Raw genomic sequence first — 21,607 nt, 5'->3', positions numbered from 1 at the left:
GAATTAGGTGGTATTAGTCGATATCTGAGGCGCTTGCGACGGAGCTCCCAACTCCCTCAAGGATCTCCTCGATAAAAAATTGGGTTTTAGGGGGAACCAGATTCTTTGGATAGTAGCGCTCTATAATATCAAAGACCTCACTAGCCTTTGTAAGCTTCAACAGGTGAATCAAAAAAATTACATCATCTCGATCTGAGGTGTCCCAGCGCGCACTAATGCATTTCATCGCCAACATGTAACGCGGCTCTGGAGCCCACACTCGCAAGTTTGATAACGATAGGACCTCCTGCTGCGCGAAGCCGGGCAATATAAATCCCTTTGCAGCATCGTTGAGCCAATCTGGCGGAAGAGATTCACTCGCGGCTATCTGCGCTGCAATTGCTCGTAAGGTGACTGCGGGCTCGAAGATCGCATCAACGTCCTTGGTAGCAGCGCGCGTATTGTATACCAAACACATGACGGCTCCGCCTACTAGGCCGATCTCTCCGATCTCTCCACGTTTTTGCAGAGCCTCATTCAGGAGCTCCATAAGTCGTATAATTCGATCCTTGGTTAACATTACGCCCTCATCAAAAAATTATCGAGAACAAAGATATTATTTGCGCGGTATGATAGCGGCGACTCAAGCAAAGCGCTGGCTTTAAGCGACTGCATCTCCGATACAAACCATGGAGTCGGTAGAAAATATCCCCTAGCAGCCCAGGTTGGAGTGGAGATCTCATTCCTTTCACACAGGTCTCGTACAAGCGACGCAAGTAGGGCTGTGAGTGCTCGATCAAACGTGCGGTGCGGTGGAAGCATTAACAATCTTGGATCGAGCGTGCGGTGGAATTCATCCACAAGGTCAAAGAGGTGTATCTTCCATGTGTCGAAGCCATCACGCTCTATTTTAAGTGCCGCGGCTATAGTTGAATATTCTGAAAAGATCTCTTGCTGCTTGGGCGCAAGCAGCACCTCTACATCAGCCTCGAAACAGTTAGCTAGTTGCGATATGGAACCCACGGTTGCGTTACCCTGCTCAGGTCGCAACAACTGCCGCACAGCTCCTCTTGAGAGCCCAGAGGCAGCGACGAGCGCACGCTCTGAAAGCCTCTTGGTGCGCCTTAGCGCTGCAAATGGGAGGTAGAAGTGGATCATATTAACATACCATTAGTGTATATTATATAGTACCACATACGATGCAATAGGCAAATAATTTCGCAACTATTTCAGTAAGTTGCTGAATCAAGGCATACAAGCTCCTTATTCAGCCTGCAACGCCTGCGTTAACTCAGCATTAAATCGCGCTACGTTGCTACGGATAGAGGCAAGTAACTCATCGTGGTTTGAGCTCGCTCCGGTAAGAAGTCCGCGTGAAGCGTTCACAAGCGCTCCACCGCGCTTGCCGTTACAGAGGCCAAAACCTGCTACGGCCTGGGCTGCTCCTGCGCCCTGCGCACCGAGCCCTGGTATCAGAAAGAAGTTGCTAGCTAACGTTGTGCGTAGCGCCTGCGCCTCCTCCGGATATGAGGCACCAACAACGGCCCCTAAGCCCGACCACCCACATTCGCCCTGCAACTGTGCGGCATTCTGCGCCAACCACTCTGCGACGTGCTGACTAACCGAGCGCCCCTCGCACGTTAAACCTTGCAGCGCTTTTGCTCCTGGATTGGATGTCTGCACTAAAACAAATAGCCCCTTACCGTACTTAATACAGTCGTTCATAAATGGCGCTATGGTATCGAAACCGAGAAAGGGGCTAACGGTCAGAGCATCCGTTTCAAAAGCGCTAAAGGCTCTCCCTGCAACCGTACTCCTGCCCAAAAATGCAGCGCTATAGGCACTTGCCGTTGAGCCGATGTCACCCCGTTTTGCATCGGTGATAAGCGGGATGCCCTTCTTGCGAATGGCGCTGCATAACTTAGCAAACACCCCAAGGCCAGCTAGGCCGTACTGCTCAAAGAAGGCGATATTGGGCTTAACCGCAGCGACACTCCCCTCAATAGCGGCTAGAAACAGCTCGCTAAAGGCGCTCAATACGTGCTCGATAATCGCCTCATCGCTCGTACAGCAACGCGCGGCTTCTACTAAAAGAAACGGTGGCAGATCGTCGATCACCGGATCGCAACCAGCAACGAGTACGCTCGACGTTTTTGTGATCGAATCCTGAAGTCTATCGGCGAAGCTCTTCATGTCTCTCCTACTATCATATTTCGCAGCAACTTAAATGGATCCTGCAGAGGGTCTTCCTGATGCTGACTGCGAACCTCATTAATCCGTTTTATAAATTGTGGCCAGTTTTTATCCTCCTGCTCGTAAAGCTCCCTAAATAGCTCAAGCTCAGTTAGATATATCTTAAGCTGCATAATCTCAGCGTTATTCACGTGCTGCAACGCCTGAAGCTGCGGATACTTAGCCCTTAAGGCCGCCGTATTTTCAGAGAACACAACAATACGTTGCGCTATCTTCTCTTCAAAGCTCAAGCTCTTCTGACCATAGAGCCCCTCAAGATCCTGATACAAATCCTCTATAGCGGCGCTTAATTCATATTGCAGCGCCGCATCCTTAACGGAGAGCTGCGCCAACTCGCGCTGTGCCGCGCAATCACCCCCCTGCTTTGCGAGACAGGCAGCGAGACGCTCCGCAAAGAAGCGCTCCGTAGCGGTCAATCCAACGAAATGCGCCAGGCTCTCATTAAAGGCAACGTTACCTTTAATCCAAACCGTCGAGTGTACGCTCTCATGAATCACCGTGTTAGCTATACGAACTGGGGAGCTCTTAAGGGTCGTAGAGAGCACCGGATCGTTGAACCACCCCAGGGTGCTAAAGGCATCTGTGCCCCTAATCCAACTCTCATAACCCACGGCCTCAAGCTCTGCAGCCTGATCTCTCGCGTCCTGCTCGTCAAAGAAGCCCTTGTATGGCACCTCCCCCACTATCGGAAACCACCAGGTATGGAGCGCAAAGGAGTCCCGACGAGCCGCCAGAAGCACCCACGCCAGAGTGCTTTTGCCGATATCGCTATAGGTCGTAAAGGAGCGCCCTGTTGTGAGCCCCATCTCATCGGCTGCGTAGCTGCGCGCCGCAAGCACAAGCCGCAGCTTCTCACGCTCCTCCTCAGGGGTCTCGGAATCTAGGATTACCTGGTCGATCTGGCGCCGACCAACGAGGATCTTGCTCTGCTCATAGGCCGCCTGCAGCACATAGCCGGGGGAACAGGAGCTAAGTACCAGTGCGGTGGCTCCAACTATAAGAATACAAAGCAGCTTCACGATAACGATACTATATATATAGTCCAATCAGGTACACGCCCCCCTGAACAACCCCCCAGGCGAGCGCCCCGGCCACGATATCATCCGCCATGATGCCAAAGGCCCCCGGCAGATCCTCTGCCCATCCAACTGGGCCCGGCTTTAGAGCATCAAAGAGACGAAACGCCACGAAAAGGCTAAGCACCTCAAGCGGCGCGGCTGGCGAGGTACCGATTAGAGCAAGAAACATCCCCGCCCATTCGTCTATAACTATCCACTGCGGGTCAGATAGCTGTGGGTCTGAGCCCGCCCCCTCTGCCCTAAGACAGCGCCGAATTGCAAGCACTCCGACAAGGGTCGTAATAATACAGAGCAGCACCCCAGATTCAAAACCAGAGAGGATGCCACACGACCAGAGCAGCCACCAGAAGATAAGCGCCGCCGCACTTCCGAAGGTGCCGGGGGCTACGTTTGCGTACCCGCTCCCGAACCCACTACTGATCCAATGCGCGGGTGTGACAAATATGCGTGAGAAAATAGAGGTGAGATGTATCATAAGCCGACAAGCTCCGTATTAACTCCGGTCCTGTATTCATTGCGATACAAAGTATGGCGCGTCCTTCCTAGCGTTGCAAAATTAGGGGCGCTTTGTTTTTCAACACTTGTTTGTTGACGTTGGCTCCACTACTTTGCTATAAGCCACTTAAAGTAATGTCCCGCTCCTGTTAAAGCGCTTGGTGTATTATTTAAAATATGTCGTCAAGCGCAACTGGAAATATTTCTGATAAAATTTTGGTCTAAGCAATGCGCTTTATCCTAGATTTTTTCATCTCGCAGTCCTACACTCGTGTGCGTTCTAATTATAGCGCAGGCCTTAAACCTAGGGTGGTATGAATAATCCTTTCAACGAAGACAGCGCGACTACTACATCTTTTGACTCAATAGATACTGGCATACCATCACCTGCAGCCGTTCTTACTGCGACCCCAGCTAATGCAACAACTACCGTCCATGAGAAGCTCGTCGAGGAGAGAAGCAGCGTTATCACTGCGCGCGGAACTGCAGAGGGGCTTGTACTGCGCATCGATGGCCGAGTTGAGCAGCAGGATCTCAGCATCGCCGTTACTAACTTCCTTGAATCACGCCGATCCTTTCTAACCGGCAACGATGTTGCTTTAGAGTGGGTTGGGCGCAAGCCTGAGGATTCGATCGTTAATGATATTACCTCATTACTTTCGAGCCAGTTCTCAGTTTCTGTTAGAAGTTCTAGACTTAAGCCTTCGGTCAGCCGTCTCGGAGATATTGCTCCAGCCGCCCCTGAAATGGCTATGACGGCGACACCATCAGCAGCCCCAGGCCTCTCTATTTTAGGGGGCGGTCGCAGCGCACTAGAAGCTCGCAGTTCGAGCACACGGCAGCTCCCAGCTCTGGATAAAAACGTAAGTCTTTTCGGTGGTATAGAGGGCTTTGACGGGCGTCAATCAACCCCCAATCCGATGCTTTGGGACGAGCCGGATACACGCATTATATACGGCACCCTGCGTTCGGGGCAGCGGGTCGAGACGGAGCATTCAATCGTTATCTTCGGCGACGTTAATTCGGGTGCCGAGATTATCGCCGGCGGGGATATCGTTATCCTCGGAACTCTCAGAGGCATCGCCCACGCTGGTGCCTACGACGAGAGTGGTGGCGGCCGCGTTATCTTCAGCCTTAATTTACAACCAACCCAACTCCGTATTGGACTTGTTATCTCTAGAGGTTCTGGCGCTGAGAACTCTGAGAGCATGCCGCGCGGAGGGCTGCCTGAGGTAGCTCGGGTTGATGGTAGCATGATCGTTGTAGAGCCTTACCAATCACGAACCGTGTGGTCACGTAGAAGGGAATAATTTAATGAACAATAGAAGCACCTCAACTGGTGGAAAAAGAGAGATCGGAGAGGTCATCGTTATCACCTCTGGCAAGGGGGGAGTGGGAAAGACCACGACCACAGCAAGCCTTGGAGCTGCTCTGGCCCTACGTGGACAACGGGTTCTCGTAATTGATGCTGATATCGGACTGCGTAACCTAGACGTTATCCTTGGCCTTGAGAACCGCATCGTCTTTAACATCGTTGATGTTGCTAAGAAGATCTGCAAACCATCTCAGGCCATCATAAAGTCAAAGAAATCAAACAACCTTTACCTCCTTCCTGCTTCACAGACCGATGATAAGGACGTGATCGATGAGGCCGAGGTTCGTTACGTACTTGAGCAGTTCAAGCGTGAGTTCCACTACATCCTGGTCGATTCTCCGGCTGGTATCGAGCAGGGCTTTAGAAACGCCTGCGCTGGTGCCGAGTCCGCTATCGTCGTAACCACACCCGAGGTTTCGGCCATTCGCGACGCAGACCGCGTTGTAGGGCTGCTCTCTTCAAAGGGTATCGAAGCCCGTCTGATCATCAACCGCATCGACTTTGAGATGGTACGGCGCGGCGATATGCTCTCAGTCCGGGATGTTCAGGATATCCTTGGAGTTGAGATAATCGGGGTAATTGAGCGCGACGAGCAGATAATCGTTGCCGCCAATACAGGCGAGCCAGTGGTGTACAATCCTAAATCTAAGGCAGGCCAGGCATTTACCAGGATTGCCGCGCGTGTGTGTGGTGAGCAGGTGCCGATCCCAAGCTTTATGGGTGGATCTATCTGGTCCCGCATTACCCGCCGACTTGGGGTAGGCCAATAGCGGTTTTCATCTGTACGGATGTAAATAATGCGGATAAGGTCATAACACTGATTATAGTTTAGATAGTTTACTGAGGGAGTTTCAAAACGTGTTCAACGCGCTCAGGAAAAGAATTTTTGGAGATGCTAACGAAAGTAAATCACTTGCTAAAAGCAGGTTGCATTTCGTTCTAGTCCAGGACAGAACTGGACTGACAAACGAGGAGATGTCAGGCTTTCGCGAGGAGATGGTCAAGGTCATTGAGAAGTACTTTGTCATAGACAAAGAGGGCTTCGACGTGAAGTACCACCGTATCGAGGACCACACGACCTTGCTAATTAATTCGCCGGTGATCGTGCGTCGCGCTGGCTCGATTAGCCATGCTCCGAAGCCGGTACTACCCGAGCTCCGCGATGAGGTTGTGGTCTCTACGATATAACTTTCAGGCGGTATAACTTTCGGGCGTATAATGCTCGGACTGCAATTACTTACTGTATACTTCCTATTAAACAGCGGAGTACTATCTAGCTAGCGCTACGTTACGAGCGTGAGGGGTCTATGCTCAAACAGTTCAATAAATTCCTGATCTTTGCGATCTTAGTAGCAGTGGCGCTGTACGTTACCCTTACGAACTCAGAGACAGCAACGCTCAAGCTCGGCCCAACCCTACACGTCACTACCTACGCAGGCGTTATCTATCTCGGCGTTTTTACGCTCGGCTGCGTCGCCGCATCCATGGTTGCGCTCTTCTTCGGTTTTAAGAGCTATCTGCGCGAAAGAAAGCTGCGCTCGATAGAGCGTACCCGCCAGGCTTTCTTTGAGCTCTTCGTTCAAGCACGTTGCCATATGGCTAGTACCGACTTCGGTGCGGCGCGCGATGTCTTGGAGCAGATACTGCGGCACGATACCAATAACGTGATCGCCCGAGTTGAGCTCTCCCACTGCCTTGAATCAATCGGGGATCTGAGAGAGGCGTTAAGGGTGCTCGATGAGACTAGGCATAGCAGCCGCTCAAGCTCAGAGGTGCTATTTCGTGCGGCTGAATTAAATAGAAAGCTTGGAAATAACACTGCTGCCAGCGATAATTTGGCTCTGATCGTGGAAAAGGGTCCGAACAAACGAGCCCTGGAGCTAATACGGGAGCTGTCTGAGGAGCTCGGGCGCCCAGATTCTGCGCTTGAATACCAGAATGCGCTAGAAAAGACGGGATATCGCTCTGAGGAGATGACTCAGATTAAGACGCGCCTGACCTTCGCTAATATCCTGCGCGAATCGAAGGACGAGGCTACCCTGCGCCAGGCCCTGCCACCCTTTATAAAACGTTATCCAAACTATGCTCCAGCCCTCGATCAGCTAGCCCAACTTGAAATTAACCTAGGACACCTAGATAACGCCGCCGAGCTACTTGTTAAGGCTGCCAAGGCCGCTAACGGCGATCCTGCGCGCTGGCACAAGGTCGTTGATCTATGGTTAAACGCCCCGCAGGTTGAGGTAAGATCACGCGCCGATCACGCCCTCGCTGCAGCACGTAGCGCCACGCAAAATACGCGCGGCCTGTTTCGAATTAAGTCTGAGCTTTTTGTAGCGCGTACCCTACTCGCCGTTACTCGCGCTGAGGATGCGCGCGAGGTTCTTAATTCTATTCAGACGCTAGCTGAGAAGGAGGGGGTGCAGCTCACCCCCGAGCTAATCCAGGAGCAGATACACCTAAAGGGGTTGTGCCTAAGCCGTCTTGGACTGATTAAGGAGACCGCAGAGCTGTGGCAACACTTAGTAGAGCCAGCACAGAGCAGCACCTCCAGCAAAGCTCTGCCCCTTAGCTCGCGCAGCGCCCCTTCTCCAATTCTTTCGACACCGTAGTGTTGGGGTACCCAATAGGCCAATGTCGACCCGGCATATTACTTCAGTTACTTAGGGTAATACTGTGTTGGTGAAATACTATTTATCACCTTATTCCTGTACACCAAAAGCATCTTGTGTGCGTCTACCAAAATCATCAGACGGCTCCACATGCACCAAGACCTTCGCTACTTCCGGCAATGCGGCATGAATAGCCTCTCCCACCTTGTGTGCGACCTCATGCCCATGACGAATAGTCTCGCTTGGATCGCACAAGACATCGAGATCCACAAAATAAGATAAGCCAACCTTACGTACCCCACACTTATGGGTCCCCTTAACACCGGGCACTTTGCTCGCTATCTCACGGATGGTTTTCGCGAACTCCGGATTCGGTGCAGTATCAATCAGTTCAAATAAAGCTGGGCGCATTAGCAACATTGCGTTAATTGCGATAACACCTGCGGCTACTACTGCAGCGATATCATCCGCCATCTCAAAGCCAGCTCCTCCAATAAGAGCTATCGATATGCCGATAAACGCGGCCATACTTGTGAGAGCATCCGCGCGGTGATGAAAGGCCTCTGTCTTGACAGCCATGCTTTTAAGCTCTTCACCCTTCGACTTGGTACGACGCGCAAGATACTCCTTACATACTATTACCCCAATCAGTACCGCCAACGTGAACGGCTCTGGTGCGTGATGCGGGGTAAGGATCTCTCGAACACTCGCAACCATAATAAGAACTGCCGCTCCGAGCAGCATGATAGAAACAAATACAGCCGCCAGGGGTTCAAATTTGCCGTGTCCATAGGGATGGTTCCGATCGGCAGGCTTGCCGGCCAGTCTAAGACCAACGAGAACGATAAGAGATGTAACAACATCGGAGGCAGACTCTATAGCATCTGCAATCAGCGCGTATGAGTTACCTACTACTCCCGCCACTCCTTTAATAAGTGCCAATACGCCATTAACAGCCATACCTATAAGCGCAGCACGGGCTCCCGCTTGATATCTGTCTTGGATGCTACCAGGGTGCTGTTCCTGCTTCATGTCTCCTTGTATCCGCTTTCCTAGTCCGCAAGCAACCTAGGTCATATCATTCGTACAGTAAGGACTACTGTTGCCCAGAAATCGGGTGGTGTTTGTATAAATTTAACCAGCTGTCCTCTTAGTTTTACTGGCACGTTCTTGGGTCCCCTATTATAGTGTGCTAAGGAGATCCAACTACTATGAAAAAGCCAACGTTACTCTGTATCCTCGATGGTTTCGGCCTTAACCCCAATCCGCTGGGCAACGCCGTACACTTGGCTAAAAAGCCGGTTATCAACGCGCTGCTGGCCGGCTCTCCGAACGCAACCCTTACGACTTTTGGTGAGGCTGTTGGGCTGCCTGCCGGACAGATGGGGAACTCAGAGGTTGGGCACCTTAATATCGGCGCTGGGCGCGTGATTGAGCAGTGGCTACTCAGAATTAGCCGAGCACTACAGGGCAAGTTCCTGCGCGAGTCCCCTGAGTACAACACATTCATCAAAGCTACTGAAAGCTCAAAAACTATCCACGTGATCGGGCTCTATAGTACGGGTGGAGTGCACTCGCACCTTGAGCATCTAAAACTTCTACTCGCTAGACTTACTAAGGACAACGCTTCATCTAGACTCGTGCTGCACCTGATCAGCGATGGTCGTGATGTCTCGCCCTCTGCGTTTGAGGGCGACCTTAAGGAGCTTATAGAGAGCCTTTCATCCTATCCACGTTGCTCAATCGGCTCGGTGTGTGGGCGCTTCTTTGCTATGGATCGGGATAAGCGTTGGGAGCGTGTTCAACTGGCCTACGATGCGATCGTGCTTGGCAAGGGCACCCAGACCTCTGATCTGCTTGCGTACGTAAGGGGATGCTATGCTCGTGGCGTTGGCGATGAATTTCTTGAGCCTGCTGTAACTAGCGATCATTCATTTGAAGAGGGTGATGGCCTAGTGTTCTTTAACTTCCGTGCAGACCGTATGCGCGAAATAGTTGCTGCGCTATGCGCACAGGAGTTCTCGGGTTTTGTGCGCCATACTCCACCTCCAAAGCCAGAAAACGTGCTTTGCTTTACAGAGTACGACCATACAGTGCCCCTACCCTTTCTCTTTTCTCAGCTCGATATTAAGAACCATTTAGGTGAAGTCATTGCAAACACCGGTAGAACGCAGCTACGCGTTGCAGAGACCGAGAAGTATCCTCACGTTACATATTTCTTTAACGGTGGGATCGAACAGAAATACGCCGGAGAGGCGCGCCAAATGGTGGCCTCCCCGCGTGATGTAACAACATACGATCAGAAGCCCGAGATGAGTGCGGCCGGAGTTACCGAGCTTGTCATTAACGGACTGCGCTCACAGCAGTACGACTTTATCCTAGTTAACTTTGCAAATTGCGACATGGTTGGACACACCGGTATTCTAAGCGCAGGAATTAAAGCGGTGGAGGTCGTTGATAGCTGCCTAGGCGAGATCCTCCTAGCCTTACGAGAGGTGCAGGGACAAGCGATTATTATTGCCGACCACGGCAACGCCGAGCAGATGATAAACTATGAAGATGGCACACCTCATACGGCACACACGACCTATCCGGTTCCGGTTATTCTGTTTAACTGCCCGCAGCCGCTCACGTTACGCAAGGACGGCGCTCTGTGTGATATTGCGCCAACGTTGCTTAAGATGATGGGTATTGAGCAGCCCAAGGAGATGACGGGAGTTTCCTTGTTTTAGTACGCAACTAAATTCTAGAAGCGCCGATATCCCGTGCTATGCTTCAGGAACTCCTACGTTGGCTGTACTACTGCCTTGAGGTTCTCCTGCCACGCGAGTGTCTGGTGTGCACCCGCCCTTTGAAGGGCTCCTCACTCTGTTTTCGCTGTACGCCTAAATTATCAGACTGGGGCAGCATTCAGCAGGGGCGTTGTGTTCAATGCTTTAGCCCGATCTTAACTACGCACGATACGCAGCTATATCCTGGCTACGTACCGCAGCGATGTCCCGGCTGCGTGCTACTCCCTCCCCTTATAAGACAGACCCGTTTTATCTGGGAGTACGGGGGCATTCCCCGCGATCTGATCCGTACTATGAAGTATCGCCCCAGCGTCTGGGTCGCTCGAATGTGCGGGGATCTCTTGGCTCACAATATAAAGCAGCTCTTCGGTACACAGGAGTGGGATCTTATTATCCCTGTACCATCATCACGGGCCAACTACCGCAAACGCCTCTCCTCAAGCAACACTCTCACATGAGGCACGCTTACGCAGACTGCGACAGATGTTCCAGGTCAAACGCGCAAGCGACCTGCGTGGCAAGCGCGTACTGGTGGTAGAGGATGTTATCACTACCGGAGCAACGAGCGCTGCGGCCGCGTTTGCTTTACTACAGGCCGGGGCAATCCAGGTTGATATCGTAGCGTTAGCACGCACAACCGTCTGGTCACGCTTTCGCAGAAGGTTGTTTGAGCTACTGCAACCTCCAGCATTGAAGCATTATTGAGGCGGTGCTAACGTCCGCTTATGTCTGCAACACACCACGAACAAGCCGCCCACGCCTTTCAGGAGTTCCTTAAGGCTATCGAAAAATTACGAGATCCAGAGGGCGGCTGCCCATGGGACCTCAAGCAAACTTTCGAGTCCCTTAAGCCGCACTTAATTGAAGAGGCGTATGAGATAGGAGATGCCGTTGATGAGGGCCCGGCAAAGATCTGCGAAGAGCTGGGAGATCTTCTCTCTGTCATTGCGCTCTATGCTCAGATCGGTCGCGAGAACGCTCACTTCTCCTTTGAATCCGTTATTCAGGGCATCACAGATAAGTTAATCAGACGTCATCCGCATGTATTCGGCGACACTAAGATCTCAGGCATTCAGGACGTGCTGGAGAATTGGGAGATAATTAAGCAGCGCGAGCGCGCAGAGAGCGGCACACCCAGCAGTACCACCAGCAGTGGGCTACTAGATGGACTACCACGCTCTATGCCCGCCCTATTGCGTGCGCATGAGATCGGAGAACGTTGCGCACGGGTTGGATTTGATTGGAGCTCAGCTAATGGCGTTGCCGAAAAGGTGCGGGAGGAGCTCCAGGAGTTCCTTGCGGAGCTGCCGTCAAGCTCTGAACCCAACCAGCTAGAGCAGTCACAACAGGCCCAAATAGGCGCCGAGGTCGGTGCCAAAGTTATCGAAGAGTTCGGCGATCTGCTCTTTACCCTTGCTCAACAGAGTCGCCATCTGGGCTTTAGTGCAGAGCAGTCATTAGCAGCCGCAAATGCCAAATTTATTAAGAGATTTAAGCTCCTTGAAGGCATTATAGCGTCCGAATTTAGCACTCAAAAGATGCAGGATCTCTCTGCAGAGCAGCTCCAAACAGCGTGGCAACAGGTTAAAAACACTGTTCCATAGTTTTGACTATGGCCCATTTTAGGCTATATTAGGCTCTCCTTCCAGCCTTATGGCGGAGGAGGGAGCTCATAAGAGACCACCAACGTCCTGGAGTATGCGCAGCCAAAGCTATGTATGGCAACCGGCGCTCGTACTCAGTTCCAGCTAAGCTAGGAGGCTTCAAATGCTGGTACTAACTCGTAAGGTTGGGGAAAAAATCATGATCGGGCACTCGATAGTGATTACGGTGATTGAGGTCGATAGAGGGAGGATTCGTTTGGGTATCGAGGCACCAGATTATGTGCCAATACTCAGAAAAGAGCTCCTCCCCCCTGAGACTCATGACCGCCCTGAAGATGCTTAAGTTCAGAAACGTTCGCAAGAAGCAGTGATAACTCACATTATCACTGCTGCTTGCACAGTTTTATTCTATAAATTTATTCTATAAATTTATGCGGCGGTTTTCAAAAAGGTTATCTCTTCAGATCTCCCTCCCTCCGCAACCTAAACTAACCTAAATCTCATCTCAACGACTTGTCCCCCCCTTGTTGCTGTTATAACATTCAAGCATTCAACGACGCTTGTCACGCGTATGTACAGGCGCAATCTTAGAGAAAATAAATACCTATGTTAACCGCCATGAAAACAGATCAAACAGATTACAAAGTTGCTGATATCTCGCTCGCTGATTGGGGTCGTAAAGAGATCGAGATAGCTGAGAAGGAGATGCCTGGCCTAATGGCGCTGCGTGCTGAGTACGGCAAGCAACAACCCCTTAAGGGTGCTCGCATCGCGGGTTGCCTACACATGACTATTCAGACCGCAGTTCTGATCGAGACCCTGACGGAGCTCGGCGCTGAAGTGCGTTGGTCGAGCTGCAATATCTATTCGACCCAGGACCATGCCGCAGCAGCTATTGCCGCTATAGGGGTCCCTGTATTCGCCTGGAAGGGTGAGACCCTTGCGGAGTACGACTGGTGTATTGAACAGACGTTGCACTTCGGTAGCCAGACCCCCAACATGATCTTGGATGATGGCGGAGACCTGACGATACTTATGCACGAAAAGTACCCCGATATGTTGAATGATGTAATCGGGATCTCTGAGGAGACCACCACCGGCGTTCACCGTCTCTATGAGATGTTTAGGGCCGGCAAGCTTAAGGTTCCAGCATTTAACGTTAACGACTCAGTCACTAAGGCTAAGTTTGATAACCTATACGGTTGCAGAGAGTCGCTTGTAGATGGAATTAAGCGCGCAACGGACGTTATGATCGCTGGAAAGGTAGTCGTCATAGCCGGATACGGCGATGTCGGCAAGGGTTGCGCACAATCGATGAAAGGGCTCGGAGCTCGCGTGCTAATCACCGAGATCGACCCGATCTGCGCGCTACAGGCCTCGATGGAGGGCTTCCAGGTTGTAACGATGGAAACAGCGGCTCCGATCGCAGATATCTTTGTTACCGCAACGGGTAACATCGACATTATCGCCGAGAGACACTTTAAGGCCATGAAGGGCGAGGCCATTCTGTGCAACATCGGACACTTCGATAACGAGATTGATATCTCGTGGCTTGAGAAGAACTCCAAGGAGCTAAACATTAAGCCGCAGGTTGATAAGTTCGTGTTCCCTGATGGGCGCGCGCTGATCGTTCTCGCTCGTGGTCGTCTCGTAAACCTTGGTTGCGGCACCGGTCACCCTAGTTTCGTAATGTCGACCTCATTTACGAACCAGGTCCTTGCTCAGATCGAGCTCTACACCAAGAAGGGCCAGTACCCAGTTGGGGTTCACGTTCTTCCGAAGGTGCTCGATGAGAAGGTTGCTCGTCTACACATCAAGAAGCTTGGCGTTGACCTAACGGAGCTGACCGATGCGCAGGCTAAGTACCTCAACATTAATAAGCAGGGACCACTAAAGCCGGAGCACTATCGGTACTAAAGAATACAGAGCTCTCTAATTCAGAGATCTCTAATAAAGAGCAGCCGGGGCAGTCGTCCCGGCTGCTTTTTTTATTAGTAGCTATTCACTTATTCTAGAGAGGCTCTAGGGCGCAAGAGATTGAGGCTAGGGAATCCACAGAGCTGTGCTAGGGCCTGTACCTCAATACGAAGCCCCTTCCAGGCCGTAGCGGTATTAGGAGCTGTACTTGCAGATTCCAGTAAGAGCGCAACCGTTACGCCCTGCATTCTGTTCGTATGTTGAGCAAGTAGCAGGGCCTGGGCCATACCCTTAAATGGGGTCTGGTCTATATTCACGATCGAAAATATACGGTCCCATACCGCCTCTTGCTTGCGCGCCTCAAACTCAAGTTGCTCGGGAAGCTTTCGATCTGGTGCGTACATGCACACCAGATGGATCCATGAAAGCTCGCAGCTTAGTAGCGCCTCATCGATAGCGGATCGGTTCTCGTTAAGATCGCTAGGTAGGGGTGGCAACTGCCAGCCCTTTAGTAACGCTGGTAGCGCTTTTATACTAGCTAAAGATGTCGAAGAGATCTCTCCTTTTTCCTTACCATACACCCGATAAAGCACTGCGAGAGAGAGCTCCCTGAGGCCCTGCAGGCTCTCTCCAAGGGTTGTATCGGCTAAAACGATTGGGAAACGTTGTCGTGCTATGCTGCGCTCTTGAGCCACAGGCAGAGCTCGTGTAAGCCCCTCGCGGGTCCATCCCAGGGTACTTTGCAGCGCCTCGGTTGTAGGGTAGGTGGTGGGAGATCGTCCGGTCTGTTTTGTGAGGGCCTCGTAATGGGAGCTTAAGTTACCGAGCAGCTGGTACGGCCTGCCGAGTAACACCGTCTGCCGAAACTCTTCAGAGCGGCGCTTTTTTAGTGTGCCAAGGGTTTTAAAAAGCTCCTTAGAGCTTAGCGGGGTGCCCCTCTCTATAAGCTCCTCAAGCACCTCCTGTTGCATCGGCCCTCTTCCAAAACGGATCCTAAGATCGGAGATCGTTTCGGACACCACCAGCTGCGTTGCTGATTTAAGGCAGTTCTCATGCGTTAAAGTTATTCCTAGGCGCGATACCCGGCGATGCAACGAGTCCTCCCTGATCCAGGCTAGCGGAAGATCCTTGAGCAATCCCTCTCTTAATTCTGTAAATGTTGGCAGGCGCGCATGTTGCTTTTCAAACCGCTCGCAATTGGCCTTTATATCGGAATCATAGATACCTGAGGGCTTCGTCTCTGTCAGAATCACTCGTGTACCCTTAGCCCTACCGTTCATCCTTTGAATACGGGCCCAGACGGCATCTGTCGAGGTGTTCCTAAGGGAGCTGTCATTGAAGGCCTTGGTTAGCTCCTTAATAGTAGGAGCACGTTCGATTGCTACCTTAAGTTTCTTATAACATCTTCTAATAATATCCGGCGCAGGATCGGAGTAGGCAGCCAGCTTTATTCCAACCTTTTCTGGGCAGTTAAGCATTCGATACTCAAGGGCCCGCGCAGAGAGCCTTAATCCGGCCCTCTTTAGAAAATGCGATACATCCTCAGATGCAGGAGCTCGGCGCACCCCTTGGCTCTTTAGAAGCACAGCAGCCTCGTTATACGCTTTGCTGATATCTCTCCACGTAACGGGGAGCCTGCATCTCGACAACCTAAAGGCTCGTTGCGAGCCCTCTGAAGAGCTCTGTCGTAGATCCCTCAGTATATTATCAAGGGAGGGTTTTGTTATTTTTACGTTCTTTGATCTAAGTAGATTAGTTAATTCTCTTCGCGTTGGCGCTTGGTTGTATACGCCTAGCAACTCTAGGAACGCAGCTTGAACCTCTCCGCGAAACTTGAAAAATGGACGGTCCTCCGTCAACGTAATATGGTTGGCTGGATCAGCGAGCCGTTTGTTAATATTGCGTACTATCTGTTGCAAGCGACTGGCTGAGAGCATTCCAAGCGCAGTTGTGCAAAGGGCACCTCGCAGCTCCGAGACCGTGGGAGATCTCTCGCGCGCATTATGTTCGAGGCAGATCGCTTCGAGCAGCGTGCGCTCCTGCTCCGTGCGACTCTGTGCTAGGGCCGGATTGTAAATCGCGCTGCCTGCAATTGGCATTTTATTGAGCTGTGGTTGACACACCTCAGGAGGTTGCGGGTCCCTCGTATCAAGCTGCGAATGTGCGTTAGAATGAGTCATGAATCCCTAAATCTGCCGTCGATCTTTAGGTGAGCATACTAAACAGAGCGCTAATTAACTGCAATTATCCCACCCTCTGGGGCCTGCTAATCGTACTCAGGGTGTATGAATCTGTCTGAATCTGTTAAGGCTACGGATAAAACTCAGGCTCCTGCCAGGTCGGCTTGTAATAGATCGTTTAACCCATCAAAGGAGCCGTTGGACATAACGCAGATAACATCTAGCGGCTGTGTTTGAGTTGGATCAAGCTTTATTTCGCTCCACAGCTGCGCTCGTATCGCTCCTACATCATCCAGACATACAGAGGAGACCCCTGATGCTGTGACTGCAGCACTAAGCAGCGCAACGTCGATCAGATCGCTCTCGGCATCTATAGTGCGCGCAGTAACGTTCTTAAAAATTACCCGATCCGCACACTTAAATGCCTTAATGTAATCGTCTTGAAAAACCTTACGACGACTCGTGTTTGAGCGCGGCTCAAATACAGCCCAGATGCGTGCTTCAGGAAAGGCTTCACGCACAGCTTCTACCGTCTGTTGCACCGCCGTTGGATGATGCGCGAAGTCCTCCATCAGAACTACTCCGTCCTTAGCAAGGCGCACCTCCTGTCTCCGTTTTACTGTGTGAAAGGTGCTTAAGAACTCGCAGCTCTTTTCCGTCTCAAGTCCGATCGTATGAGATACGATAAGTGCTGCTAGGGCGTTGCGAGCGTTGTAGCTTCCTACCATCGGGAGGAAGAAACTCAGATCACCTAGCCCTGGTCCACGAACTGAAATGTTCTGCGACATGCCCACCGGCTCACGCGCGGTAATCACGTAATCAGCCTCCGGATCCTCTCCAAATGTAACGATGCGGCATGCTGCTGCCTTCTTCCAGTCCGCTACGAGTCGTTTAACGCATACAAAGTCGGTACAGCAGATGGCGGTACCTGAAGCCTTTAATCCAGTAACAAGTTTTGTGAACTCAGCTTCAATTGCTTCTATATTGGGGTAGATATCAGCATGGTCGTACTCAATTGCGTTTATAACGGCGGTATCTGGGGTATAAAACGAGAACTTTGGCACCTTGGCAAAGAACGCACTATCGTACTCATCCCCTTCAACCACCGAAAAATCACCCCGGCCTACGGCCAAGCTATTAGGAAGCCCGGGGGCGATACCCCCAATAAAGTACGACGGGTCTATTTCGTGTTGTACGAGCAGGGCGGCGATCATGGCGCTTGTTGTCGACTTTCCATGTGTGCCGGTAACTACGATTGAGTGCTTACCTGAGATAGCCACCTCCTGCAGAATCTTGGGAAAGCAGGTGTAGGGCAGATTGTGTTGCTCAATTACATCAACCTCGAGATTTCCGTAACTAATTGCGTTACCGATTACAACTAGCGCTGCATCAAGGGGCACGTTATGAGCGGCATAGCCAGTTTTGATCTGCACCTTTGAGCGCCCAAGCAGGCTCTTCATCGGCTCATAAAACTCCTTATCGCTCCCGGATACCTGATATCCCCGTTCTGTTAACACAACAGCTAGCTGTGCCATCGCAACGCCGCATACACCGATGACATGAATCTTTGCACCGTGCGTAAGTGATGAGAGGCTAGTTGTTTGTGCACTTGAGAAAAAATCTTTCGGCATAGTTGCAATCTAATTAAATAGTGTCGGAAAGAGTAGTCGAAAACGGGGGATCTGAGCGACGAACAGAGATCCATCCCTGCGGCGAAATATGTAGCTACCCTTCATCGCTCCGATCGGATCACGAATAACTGTGCTACTTGTGTACTCAAAGCGTGTACCAGGCTTTAAGGTTGGCTGCACCCCTATCACTCCCGGACCGGTGACCTCACCAATCTGCTCATCAGCAGACTCTATTACCCAGTGCCGCTCCATAAGCTGCACCGTCTCTCCTGAGTTGTTTTCGATATGAACCGTATAAGCAAAGACAAACACCCCATCCTCTATCCTTGAGTCCTCTGGAATAGGGGTAGGCTCGACTGAAATGGTGATGCTCGCAGTGGTCTCGGTAAATGTGCTCATTACCCGTTAGTTTATCCCAGCATCAGTCGCAAGGAAAGTAACCGCGTGCTTGGCTTATCCCATCACTCCGTGGTAGCTCAAGGGGGTGCAGAGCTATCCCCCTATTACATCAACCCTACGGCCCCTCTTTCCATATCGCTCGGAGATCGCCGCTACGGCTCTTAGCCATGAGCTTAAGAGGGCGTGGCGGCAGCTACTTCGGTCTGAACATTGGAAACGCTTTAAGGGGGGCTTTAGTTCGAATATAGCGCAGAGCCTTGCTTGCATAGACTCCATATTAGACCACTATAGTATCTCAGCCACTCTCAAGCCGGAGGTCAATCTCTCTAACCTGCGCGCGTTGTGCGAGGAGCTTATTCCGTGGCGCATCGGGCCATTTAAGTTGGGGGAGCTTGAGATCGATGCTGAGTGGCGCTCCGACATTAAATGGCGCCGTATAGCTCCACTATTACCTAAGCGCTCCGGTTTACGAATCGCGGATATCGGATGTAGTAACGGCTATTTTCTCTTTAAGCTCGCCTCGCTATATCCTGAGCTGGCATTAGGATTTGATCCGGTCGACCGCTGCTGGCTACAGTTTGCGCTGCTGCAATCTATCCTAAGGGTCCCTAATCTTGGCTTCGTTCCGGTTGGACTTTCAGCGCTGACGGCCTTTCCACGTTTCTTTGATCTGATCGTGTGCATGGGGGTCATGTACCATCAACGTGACCCGCATGCAGCCGTTCGGCAACTATTTGAGTCGTTACGTCCAGGTGGCACGGTGCTGATTGAGAGCCTCGTTATCGATCAGCCTGGATCGTTTCTGCTTTTACCCCCGGAGCGTTACGCAAAGATGAGAAACGCCTGGATAATTCCAACCGCCGATGCTCTCGCCACACTCCTTGAGCGCGCAGGTTTTAAGAACGTCTGTGTGCATCGATTTGGGCCGATTACACCAATGGAGCAAAGAAGAACCACCTGGGCCCCTTATGAAAGTCTGGCTGATTTTCTAGATCCTCACGATCATACTAAGACGATTGAAGGGCATCCTGCCCCACACAGCGCTGTTGTAACCGGCGAGGTCGGCCTCTCTAAGACGTCAGGATTCAATCCCTAGCAGGAGCTCTTCGATTGAAAGGTTGAGCGCCTTTGCAAGCTTTGAGATCGCACCGATACTGATGTTTTGCTTACCGTGCTCTACGGCGCTGATATAGGCGCGGTCTAGATCCGCGCTACCGGCGAGCTCCTGCTGGCTCAGACCTCTGAGCTTTCTGTAGTCATGTACAGAGTGTCCAAGTTTTATAAGAAATAACGCCAAGGCGTTCTCGGCGGTTAGAACTCCACTCACCTGACGAGCCATCATAACGATCTCTTGTGGATCATTTGAGAATCCATCTACTTTGATAATTGCAGCTTTTTCGGGGTGTGCGGCAAAGGCGGCACCACCAATTAGGATCTTTGGAGCTGCCTCAATCATTCTAAGTTGTGCCACAAGGTGTTGGACCGCCGGGAGGTGCTCGGCGAGTGTTGCAGAGATATAGACGAGATTGGCACCCCGTGTCTTACTGAATGCAACAAGGTGATCGGTAGGAACATCGGCTCCAAGAAAATCCACCTCCCATCCATCAACCATAAGGAGATCTGCAACCGCTTGCGCGTTAACCAGATGCTGATCACCTACTACAGCGCTGACAAGCGCTTTTAGTCCAAGCTTACGGCGTGCCTTTAACATCTCACGAAGACGCCCCATCTGACGGAGCATTATCTGTGTCGCGATCCGTTCCTGCAGAATCGTTATCTGACCACGCTGCCACAGCGCTTCGATCTCGCGCCATACAGACATTACGACCTCTAGGTAAAGCTTTGATGGGACCACACCATTCGCTAAGCCCTGGTCGATCACCTTGCAAACGCGCTCAGACTCACCCGCGAGGATTGCGTTGCTGTATACCTCTCTTAATGTTGGAAGGATCTCTTGAGCCATAAATGAACCCCATTTAATCGTAGAGCCTACTTGAAGCTGCCTACTAAAGCCCACTACCTGACAGTTGTAACATGTGTTGCATTCAAACCTTTCAATTGAATTTTATGGCGACCAATCAACATGACCAAATGGTGTTTTAATTATTATTCAATAAGTTACGACTCTTTGTGTAACATCCTGTCATTATCAGGTAATACCCCATTGTATGCATCCTCGCGCCCACTACCTAGCGATCCTTGGTTTACCTCCTGAAGCTACTGCTCAAGAGATTGCCATGGCCTATAAGGACCTGATCCGGGTCTGGCACCCCGATCGCTTCCAGCACGACAAGCGGCTACAACTTAGGGCTGAGAACGAGACCAAGAAGATTAACGATGCCATGGAGAGGATCAGGAAGCTTCCAAAAGAGACTCCTGCTAAAAAAAGGCCCCCCTGTACCGTACCCCCCTATAAGACCGAAGAGCACACAGCAAACCCCTCCGACAGGGGGTGATAGCTTCTCGAGGGTGCGTGGTCCAGCATCTTATACCCCTCCACTATTTGAACTGGCGCCCCTTATCATTCATCAACGGCTGTTGGCATCGTTTGGGCGACTTCTAATCGGGCTAGTTACCCTCTACATAAGCAACTATCTGATTGAATCTGGGCAGGAGGCTCCCCTGCAGGGAGTTTGCGGCATTATCCTTGGATTTAGCGCTACAAACATGTCGCTCTGGAATCTGACGCTGCTATGTTGCCGCCGACCATCTATCAGGGTTGATAATGTGGGCCTTTTTATTCTCGGATTTGGCAAGCTCTTCTGGCCCGATGTTCAGCGCGTTTGGGCAGAGCGCTCTGTGCAAACCATGTACCTCGCGGTGAACTTCACTACATCTTATATAGAACGACAGCCGCTACTTCTCAGAGCTATTTATAAATTAAGATCTACTGTGAAAAGATCTCACCTATTGATCCGGTTCCATGGGCTGAATTCAGACCCTATTCAGGTCGTCAACGCGATTACGCTCCAGCACGATACTAATAATATCATAATTTTAAGATACCCGTCCTCCGGACAGCACCTCATTTTTTGGTGTAACTTTATTTCACTACTCTGTCCGATCATGCTTATTGTGCGCTACGTTACCCAAGAAACCCTAGGTCCTGAAGACTACCTGCCCTACATCGGTATCTTTCTGCTGTGCCGAGTATACGTCATCGCAAAATGTGCGATCTTTTTAAAGACCAGGCACATCTAACCTACATTCAGTTGAAATACTCAGAGGTTGGGGCTATATTTCCCTGACAGTGGGCCGCCCTAGCTCAGTTGGTAGAGCACATCATTCGTAATG

General features: G+C 51.2%; 23 protein-coding genes. 13 read left to right on the top strand and 10 right to left on the bottom strand.

Annotated elements, in window-relative coordinates; all coding sequences use genetic code 11:
* Positions 1 to 13 precede the first annotated feature (13 nt).
* The 5 genes from NTV65_04640 to NTV65_04620 form a co-directional block, all read right to left on the bottom strand.
* The gene (locus NTV65_04640) at positions 14 to 559 is read right to left on the bottom strand and encodes a hypothetical protein (protein MCX6114492.1); all 546 of its coding nucleotides are present in this window, start codon (positions 557 to 559) and stop codon (positions 14 to 16) included.
* A complete protein-coding gene (locus NTV65_04635; GenBank protein MCX6114491.1) occupies positions 559 to 1,137 on the bottom strand; it encodes a hypothetical protein in 579 nt (192 codons plus the stop codon). Before NTV65_04635 ends, NTV65_04640 begins: the two co-directional genes overlap by 1 nt.
* Before the next feature lie 105 nt (positions 1,138 to 1,242).
* Positions 1,243 to 2,172: an orotidine-5'-phosphate decarboxylase gene (gene pyrF, locus NTV65_04630; protein MCX6114490.1), complete on the bottom strand. Its 930-nt coding sequence runs from the start codon at positions 2,170 to 2,172 to the stop codon at positions 1,243 to 1,245.
* On the bottom strand, positions 2,169 to 3,251 hold the full coding sequence (locus tag NTV65_04625) for an aminopeptidase (GenBank protein MCX6114489.1): 1,083 nt from the start codon (positions 3,249 to 3,251) through the stop codon (positions 2,169 to 2,171). Before NTV65_04625 ends, pyrF begins: the two co-directional genes overlap by 4 nt.
* A 10-nt stretch (positions 3,252 to 3,261) precedes the next feature.
* Entirely contained in the window at positions 3,262 to 3,786 is a 525-nt protein-coding gene (locus NTV65_04620; protein MCX6114488.1) for a phosphatidylglycerophosphatase A, read from the bottom strand.
* A 334-nt stretch (positions 3,787 to 4,120) separates the two neighbouring features.
* Here NTV65_04620 and NTV65_04615 point away from each other — a divergent pair, with 334 nt between their 5' ends.
* The 4 genes from NTV65_04615 to NTV65_04600 all read left to right on the top strand — a co-directional run bounded on the left by NTV65_04615 (position 4,121) and on the right by NTV65_04600 (position 7,790).
* Complete coding sequence (locus NTV65_04615) at positions 4,121 to 5,116, top strand: hypothetical protein (protein MCX6114487.1); 996 nt, start codon at positions 4,121 to 4,123, stop codon at positions 5,114 to 5,116.
* A gap of 4 nt (positions 5,117 to 5,120) precedes the next feature.
* Positions 5,121 to 5,951 carry a septum site-determining protein MinD gene (minD, locus tag NTV65_04610; protein MCX6114486.1) on the top strand — a complete coding sequence of 277 codons (831 nt, stop codon included), beginning with the start codon at positions 5,121 to 5,123 and terminating at the stop codon, positions 5,949 to 5,951.
* Between the two features lie 88 nt (positions 5,952 to 6,039).
* Positions 6,040 to 6,369: a cell division topological specificity factor MinE gene (minE, locus tag NTV65_04605; GenBank protein ID MCX6114485.1), complete on the top strand. Its 330-nt coding sequence runs from the start codon at positions 6,040 to 6,042 to the stop codon at positions 6,367 to 6,369.
* A gap of 119 nt (positions 6,370 to 6,488) precedes the next feature.
* Entirely contained in the window at positions 6,489 to 7,790 is a 1,302-nt protein-coding gene (locus NTV65_04600; protein ID MCX6114484.1) for a hypothetical protein, read from the top strand.
* Positions 7,791 to 7,880: 90 nt separating this feature from the next.
* Here NTV65_04600 and NTV65_04595 read toward each other — a convergent pair whose 3' ends face one another.
* Positions 7,881 to 8,822, bottom strand: coding sequence for a cation diffusion facilitator family transporter (locus NTV65_04595; GenBank protein ID MCX6114483.1), 942 nt, complete (start codon positions 8,820 to 8,822; stop codon positions 7,881 to 7,883).
* A 179-nt stretch (positions 8,823 to 9,001) separates the two neighbouring features.
* On the opposite strand from NTV65_04595, the gene gpmI reads away from it, so the two are divergent.
* The 6 genes from gpmI to ahcY all read left to right on the top strand — a co-directional run bounded on the left by gpmI (position 9,002) and on the right by ahcY (position 14,103).
* Positions 9,002 to 10,522, top strand: coding sequence for a 2,3-bisphosphoglycerate-independent phosphoglycerate mutase (gene gpmI, locus NTV65_04590; GenBank protein MCX6114482.1), 1,521 nt, complete (start codon positions 9,002 to 9,004; stop codon positions 10,520 to 10,522).
* A 38-nt stretch (positions 10,523 to 10,560) separates the two neighbouring features.
* Positions 10,561 to 11,040: a hypothetical protein gene (locus NTV65_04585; protein MCX6114481.1), complete on the top strand. Its 480-nt coding sequence runs from the start codon at positions 10,561 to 10,563 to the stop codon at positions 11,038 to 11,040.
* A 25-nt stretch (positions 11,041 to 11,065) separates the two neighbouring features.
* The gene (locus tag NTV65_04580; GenBank protein MCX6114480.1) at positions 11,066 to 11,287 is read left to right on the top strand and encodes a phosphoribosyltransferase family protein; all 222 of its coding nucleotides are present in this window, start codon (positions 11,066 to 11,068) and stop codon (positions 11,285 to 11,287) included.
* A gap of 20 nt (positions 11,288 to 11,307) precedes the next feature.
* On the top strand, positions 11,308 to 12,186 hold the full coding sequence (gene mazG, locus NTV65_04575) for a nucleoside triphosphate pyrophosphohydrolase (GenBank protein ID MCX6114479.1): 879 nt from the start codon (positions 11,308 to 11,310) through the stop codon (positions 12,184 to 12,186).
* Between the two features lie 163 nt (positions 12,187 to 12,349).
* Complete coding sequence (locus NTV65_04570; protein ID MCX6114478.1) at positions 12,350 to 12,529, top strand: carbon storage regulator; 180 nt, start codon at positions 12,350 to 12,352, stop codon at positions 12,527 to 12,529.
* Positions 12,530 to 12,804: 275 nt separating this feature from the next.
* Positions 12,805 to 14,103 carry an adenosylhomocysteinase gene (ahcY, locus tag NTV65_04565; protein MCX6114477.1) on the top strand — a complete coding sequence of 433 codons (1,299 nt, stop codon included), beginning with the start codon at positions 12,805 to 12,807 and terminating at the stop codon, positions 14,101 to 14,103.
* Between the two features lie 89 nt (positions 14,104 to 14,192).
* Here the strand turns inward: ahcY and NTV65_04560 are convergent, their stop codons facing one another.
* From NTV65_04560 to apaG, 3 genes are all read right to left on the bottom strand, one after another.
* Entirely contained in the window at positions 14,193 to 16,283 is a 2,091-nt protein-coding gene (locus tag NTV65_04560; GenBank protein ID MCX6114476.1) for a hypothetical protein, read from the bottom strand.
* Positions 16,284 to 16,426: 143 nt separating this feature from the next.
* On the bottom strand, positions 16,427 to 17,914 hold the full coding sequence (locus tag NTV65_04555; protein MCX6114475.1) for a Mur ligase family protein: 1,488 nt from the start codon (positions 17,912 to 17,914) through the stop codon (positions 16,427 to 16,429).
* A 9-nt stretch (positions 17,915 to 17,923) separates the two neighbouring features.
* Positions 17,924 to 18,313 carry a Co2+/Mg2+ efflux protein ApaG gene (gene apaG, locus NTV65_04550; GenBank protein ID MCX6114474.1) on the bottom strand — a complete coding sequence of 130 codons (390 nt, stop codon included), beginning with the start codon at positions 18,311 to 18,313 and terminating at the stop codon, positions 17,924 to 17,926.
* 85 nt (positions 18,314 to 18,398) lie between these two features.
* On the opposite strand from apaG, the gene cmoB reads away from it, so the two are divergent.
* Positions 18,399 to 19,409, top strand: a complete 1,011-nt coding sequence (cmoB, locus tag NTV65_04545) for a tRNA 5-methoxyuridine(34)/uridine 5-oxyacetic acid(34) synthase CmoB (protein MCX6114473.1) — start codon at positions 18,399 to 18,401, stop codon at positions 19,407 to 19,409.
* On the opposite strand, the gene NTV65_04540 is transcribed toward cmoB, so the two are convergent.
* Positions 19,392 to 20,276 carry a cobalamin-dependent protein gene (locus NTV65_04540; GenBank protein MCX6114472.1) on the bottom strand — a complete coding sequence of 295 codons (885 nt, stop codon included), beginning with the start codon at positions 20,274 to 20,276 and terminating at the stop codon, positions 19,392 to 19,394. The genes cmoB and NTV65_04540 overlap by 18 nt on opposite strands.
* 205 nt (positions 20,277 to 20,481) lie before the next feature.
* On the opposite strand from NTV65_04540, the gene NTV65_04535 reads away from it, so the two are divergent.
* Both NTV65_04535 and NTV65_04530 read left to right on the top strand, forming a co-directional pair.
* The gene (locus NTV65_04535; GenBank protein ID MCX6114471.1) at positions 20,482 to 20,769 is read left to right on the top strand and encodes a J domain-containing protein; all 288 of its coding nucleotides are present in this window, start codon (positions 20,482 to 20,484) and stop codon (positions 20,767 to 20,769) included.
* Positions 20,770 to 20,782: 13 nt separating this feature from the next.
* The gene (locus NTV65_04530) at positions 20,783 to 21,514 is read left to right on the top strand and encodes a hypothetical protein (protein MCX6114470.1); all 732 of its coding nucleotides are present in this window, start codon (positions 20,783 to 20,785) and stop codon (positions 21,512 to 21,514) included.
* Positions 21,515 to 21,607 lie beyond the last annotated feature (93 nt).

The organism is Pseudomonadota bacterium (genome assembly GCA_026390555.1).
Taxonomy (GTDB): Bacteria; Bdellovibrionota_C; UBA2361; order UBA2361; family OMII01; genus OMII01.
This window is presented reverse-complemented; position numbering and strand designations above follow the sequence as displayed.

What these genes read in the sequence shown, in the direction of transcription:
- NTV65_04595 (MCX6114483.1), bottom strand. Translation starts at nt 8,822, where the DNA reads ATGAAGCAGGAACAGCACCCTGGTAGCATCCAAGACAGATATCAAGCG.
- NTV65_04635 (MCX6114491.1), bottom strand. Translation starts at nt 1,137, where the DNA reads ATGATCCACTTCTACCTCCCATTTGCAGCGCTAAGGCGCACCAAGAGG.
- ahcY (MCX6114477.1), top strand. Translation starts at nt 12,805, where the DNA reads ATGAAAACAGATCAAACAGATTACAAAGTTGCTGATATCTCGCTCGCT.
- gpmI (MCX6114482.1), top strand. Translation starts at nt 9,002, where the DNA reads ATGAAAAAGCCAACGTTACTCTGTATCCTCGATGGTTTCGGCCTTAAC.
- pyrF (MCX6114490.1), bottom strand. Translation starts at nt 2,172, where the DNA reads ATGAAGAGCTTCGCCGATAGACTTCAGGATTCGATCACAAAAACGTCG.
- NTV65_04555 (MCX6114475.1), bottom strand. Translation starts at nt 17,914, where the DNA reads ATGCCGAAAGATTTTTTCTCAAGTGCACAAACAACTAGCCTCTCATCA.
- NTV65_04560 (MCX6114476.1), bottom strand. Translation starts at nt 16,283, where the DNA reads ATGACTCATTCTAACGCACATTCGCAGCTTGATACGAGGGACCCGCAA.
- NTV65_04535 (MCX6114471.1), top strand. Translation starts at nt 20,482, where the DNA reads ATGCATCCTCGCGCCCACTACCTAGCGATCCTTGGTTTACCTCCTGAA.
- NTV65_04640 (MCX6114492.1), bottom strand. Translation starts at nt 559, where the DNA reads ATGTTAACCAAGGATCGAATTATACGACTTATGGAGCTCCTGAATGAG.
- NTV65_04615 (MCX6114487.1), top strand. Translation starts at nt 4,121, where the DNA reads ATGAATAATCCTTTCAACGAAGACAGCGCGACTACTACATCTTTTGAC.
- minD (MCX6114486.1), top strand. Translation starts at nt 5,121, where the DNA reads ATGAACAATAGAAGCACCTCAACTGGTGGAAAAAGAGAGATCGGAGAG.
- NTV65_04540 (MCX6114472.1), bottom strand. Translation starts at nt 20,276, where the DNA reads ATGGCTCAAGAGATCCTTCCAACATTAAGAGAGGTATACAGCAACGCA.
- NTV65_04585 (MCX6114481.1), top strand. Translation starts at nt 10,561, where the DNA reads ATGCTTCAGGAACTCCTACGTTGGCTGTACTACTGCCTTGAGGTTCTC.
- NTV65_04580 (MCX6114480.1), top strand. Translation starts at nt 11,066, where the DNA reads ATGTTCCAGGTCAAACGCGCAAGCGACCTGCGTGGCAAGCGCGTACTG.
- NTV65_04570 (MCX6114478.1), top strand. Translation starts at nt 12,350, where the DNA reads ATGCTGGTACTAACTCGTAAGGTTGGGGAAAAAATCATGATCGGGCAC.
- NTV65_04600 (MCX6114484.1), top strand. Translation starts at nt 6,489, where the DNA reads ATGCTCAAACAGTTCAATAAATTCCTGATCTTTGCGATCTTAGTAGCA.
- apaG (MCX6114474.1), bottom strand. Translation starts at nt 18,313, where the DNA reads ATGAGCACATTTACCGAGACCACTGCGAGCATCACCATTTCAGTCGAG.
- NTV65_04620 (MCX6114488.1), bottom strand. Translation starts at nt 3,786, where the DNA reads ATGATACATCTCACCTCTATTTTCTCACGCATATTTGTCACACCCGCG.
- mazG (MCX6114479.1), top strand. Translation starts at nt 11,308, where the DNA reads ATGTCTGCAACACACCACGAACAAGCCGCCCACGCCTTTCAGGAGTTC.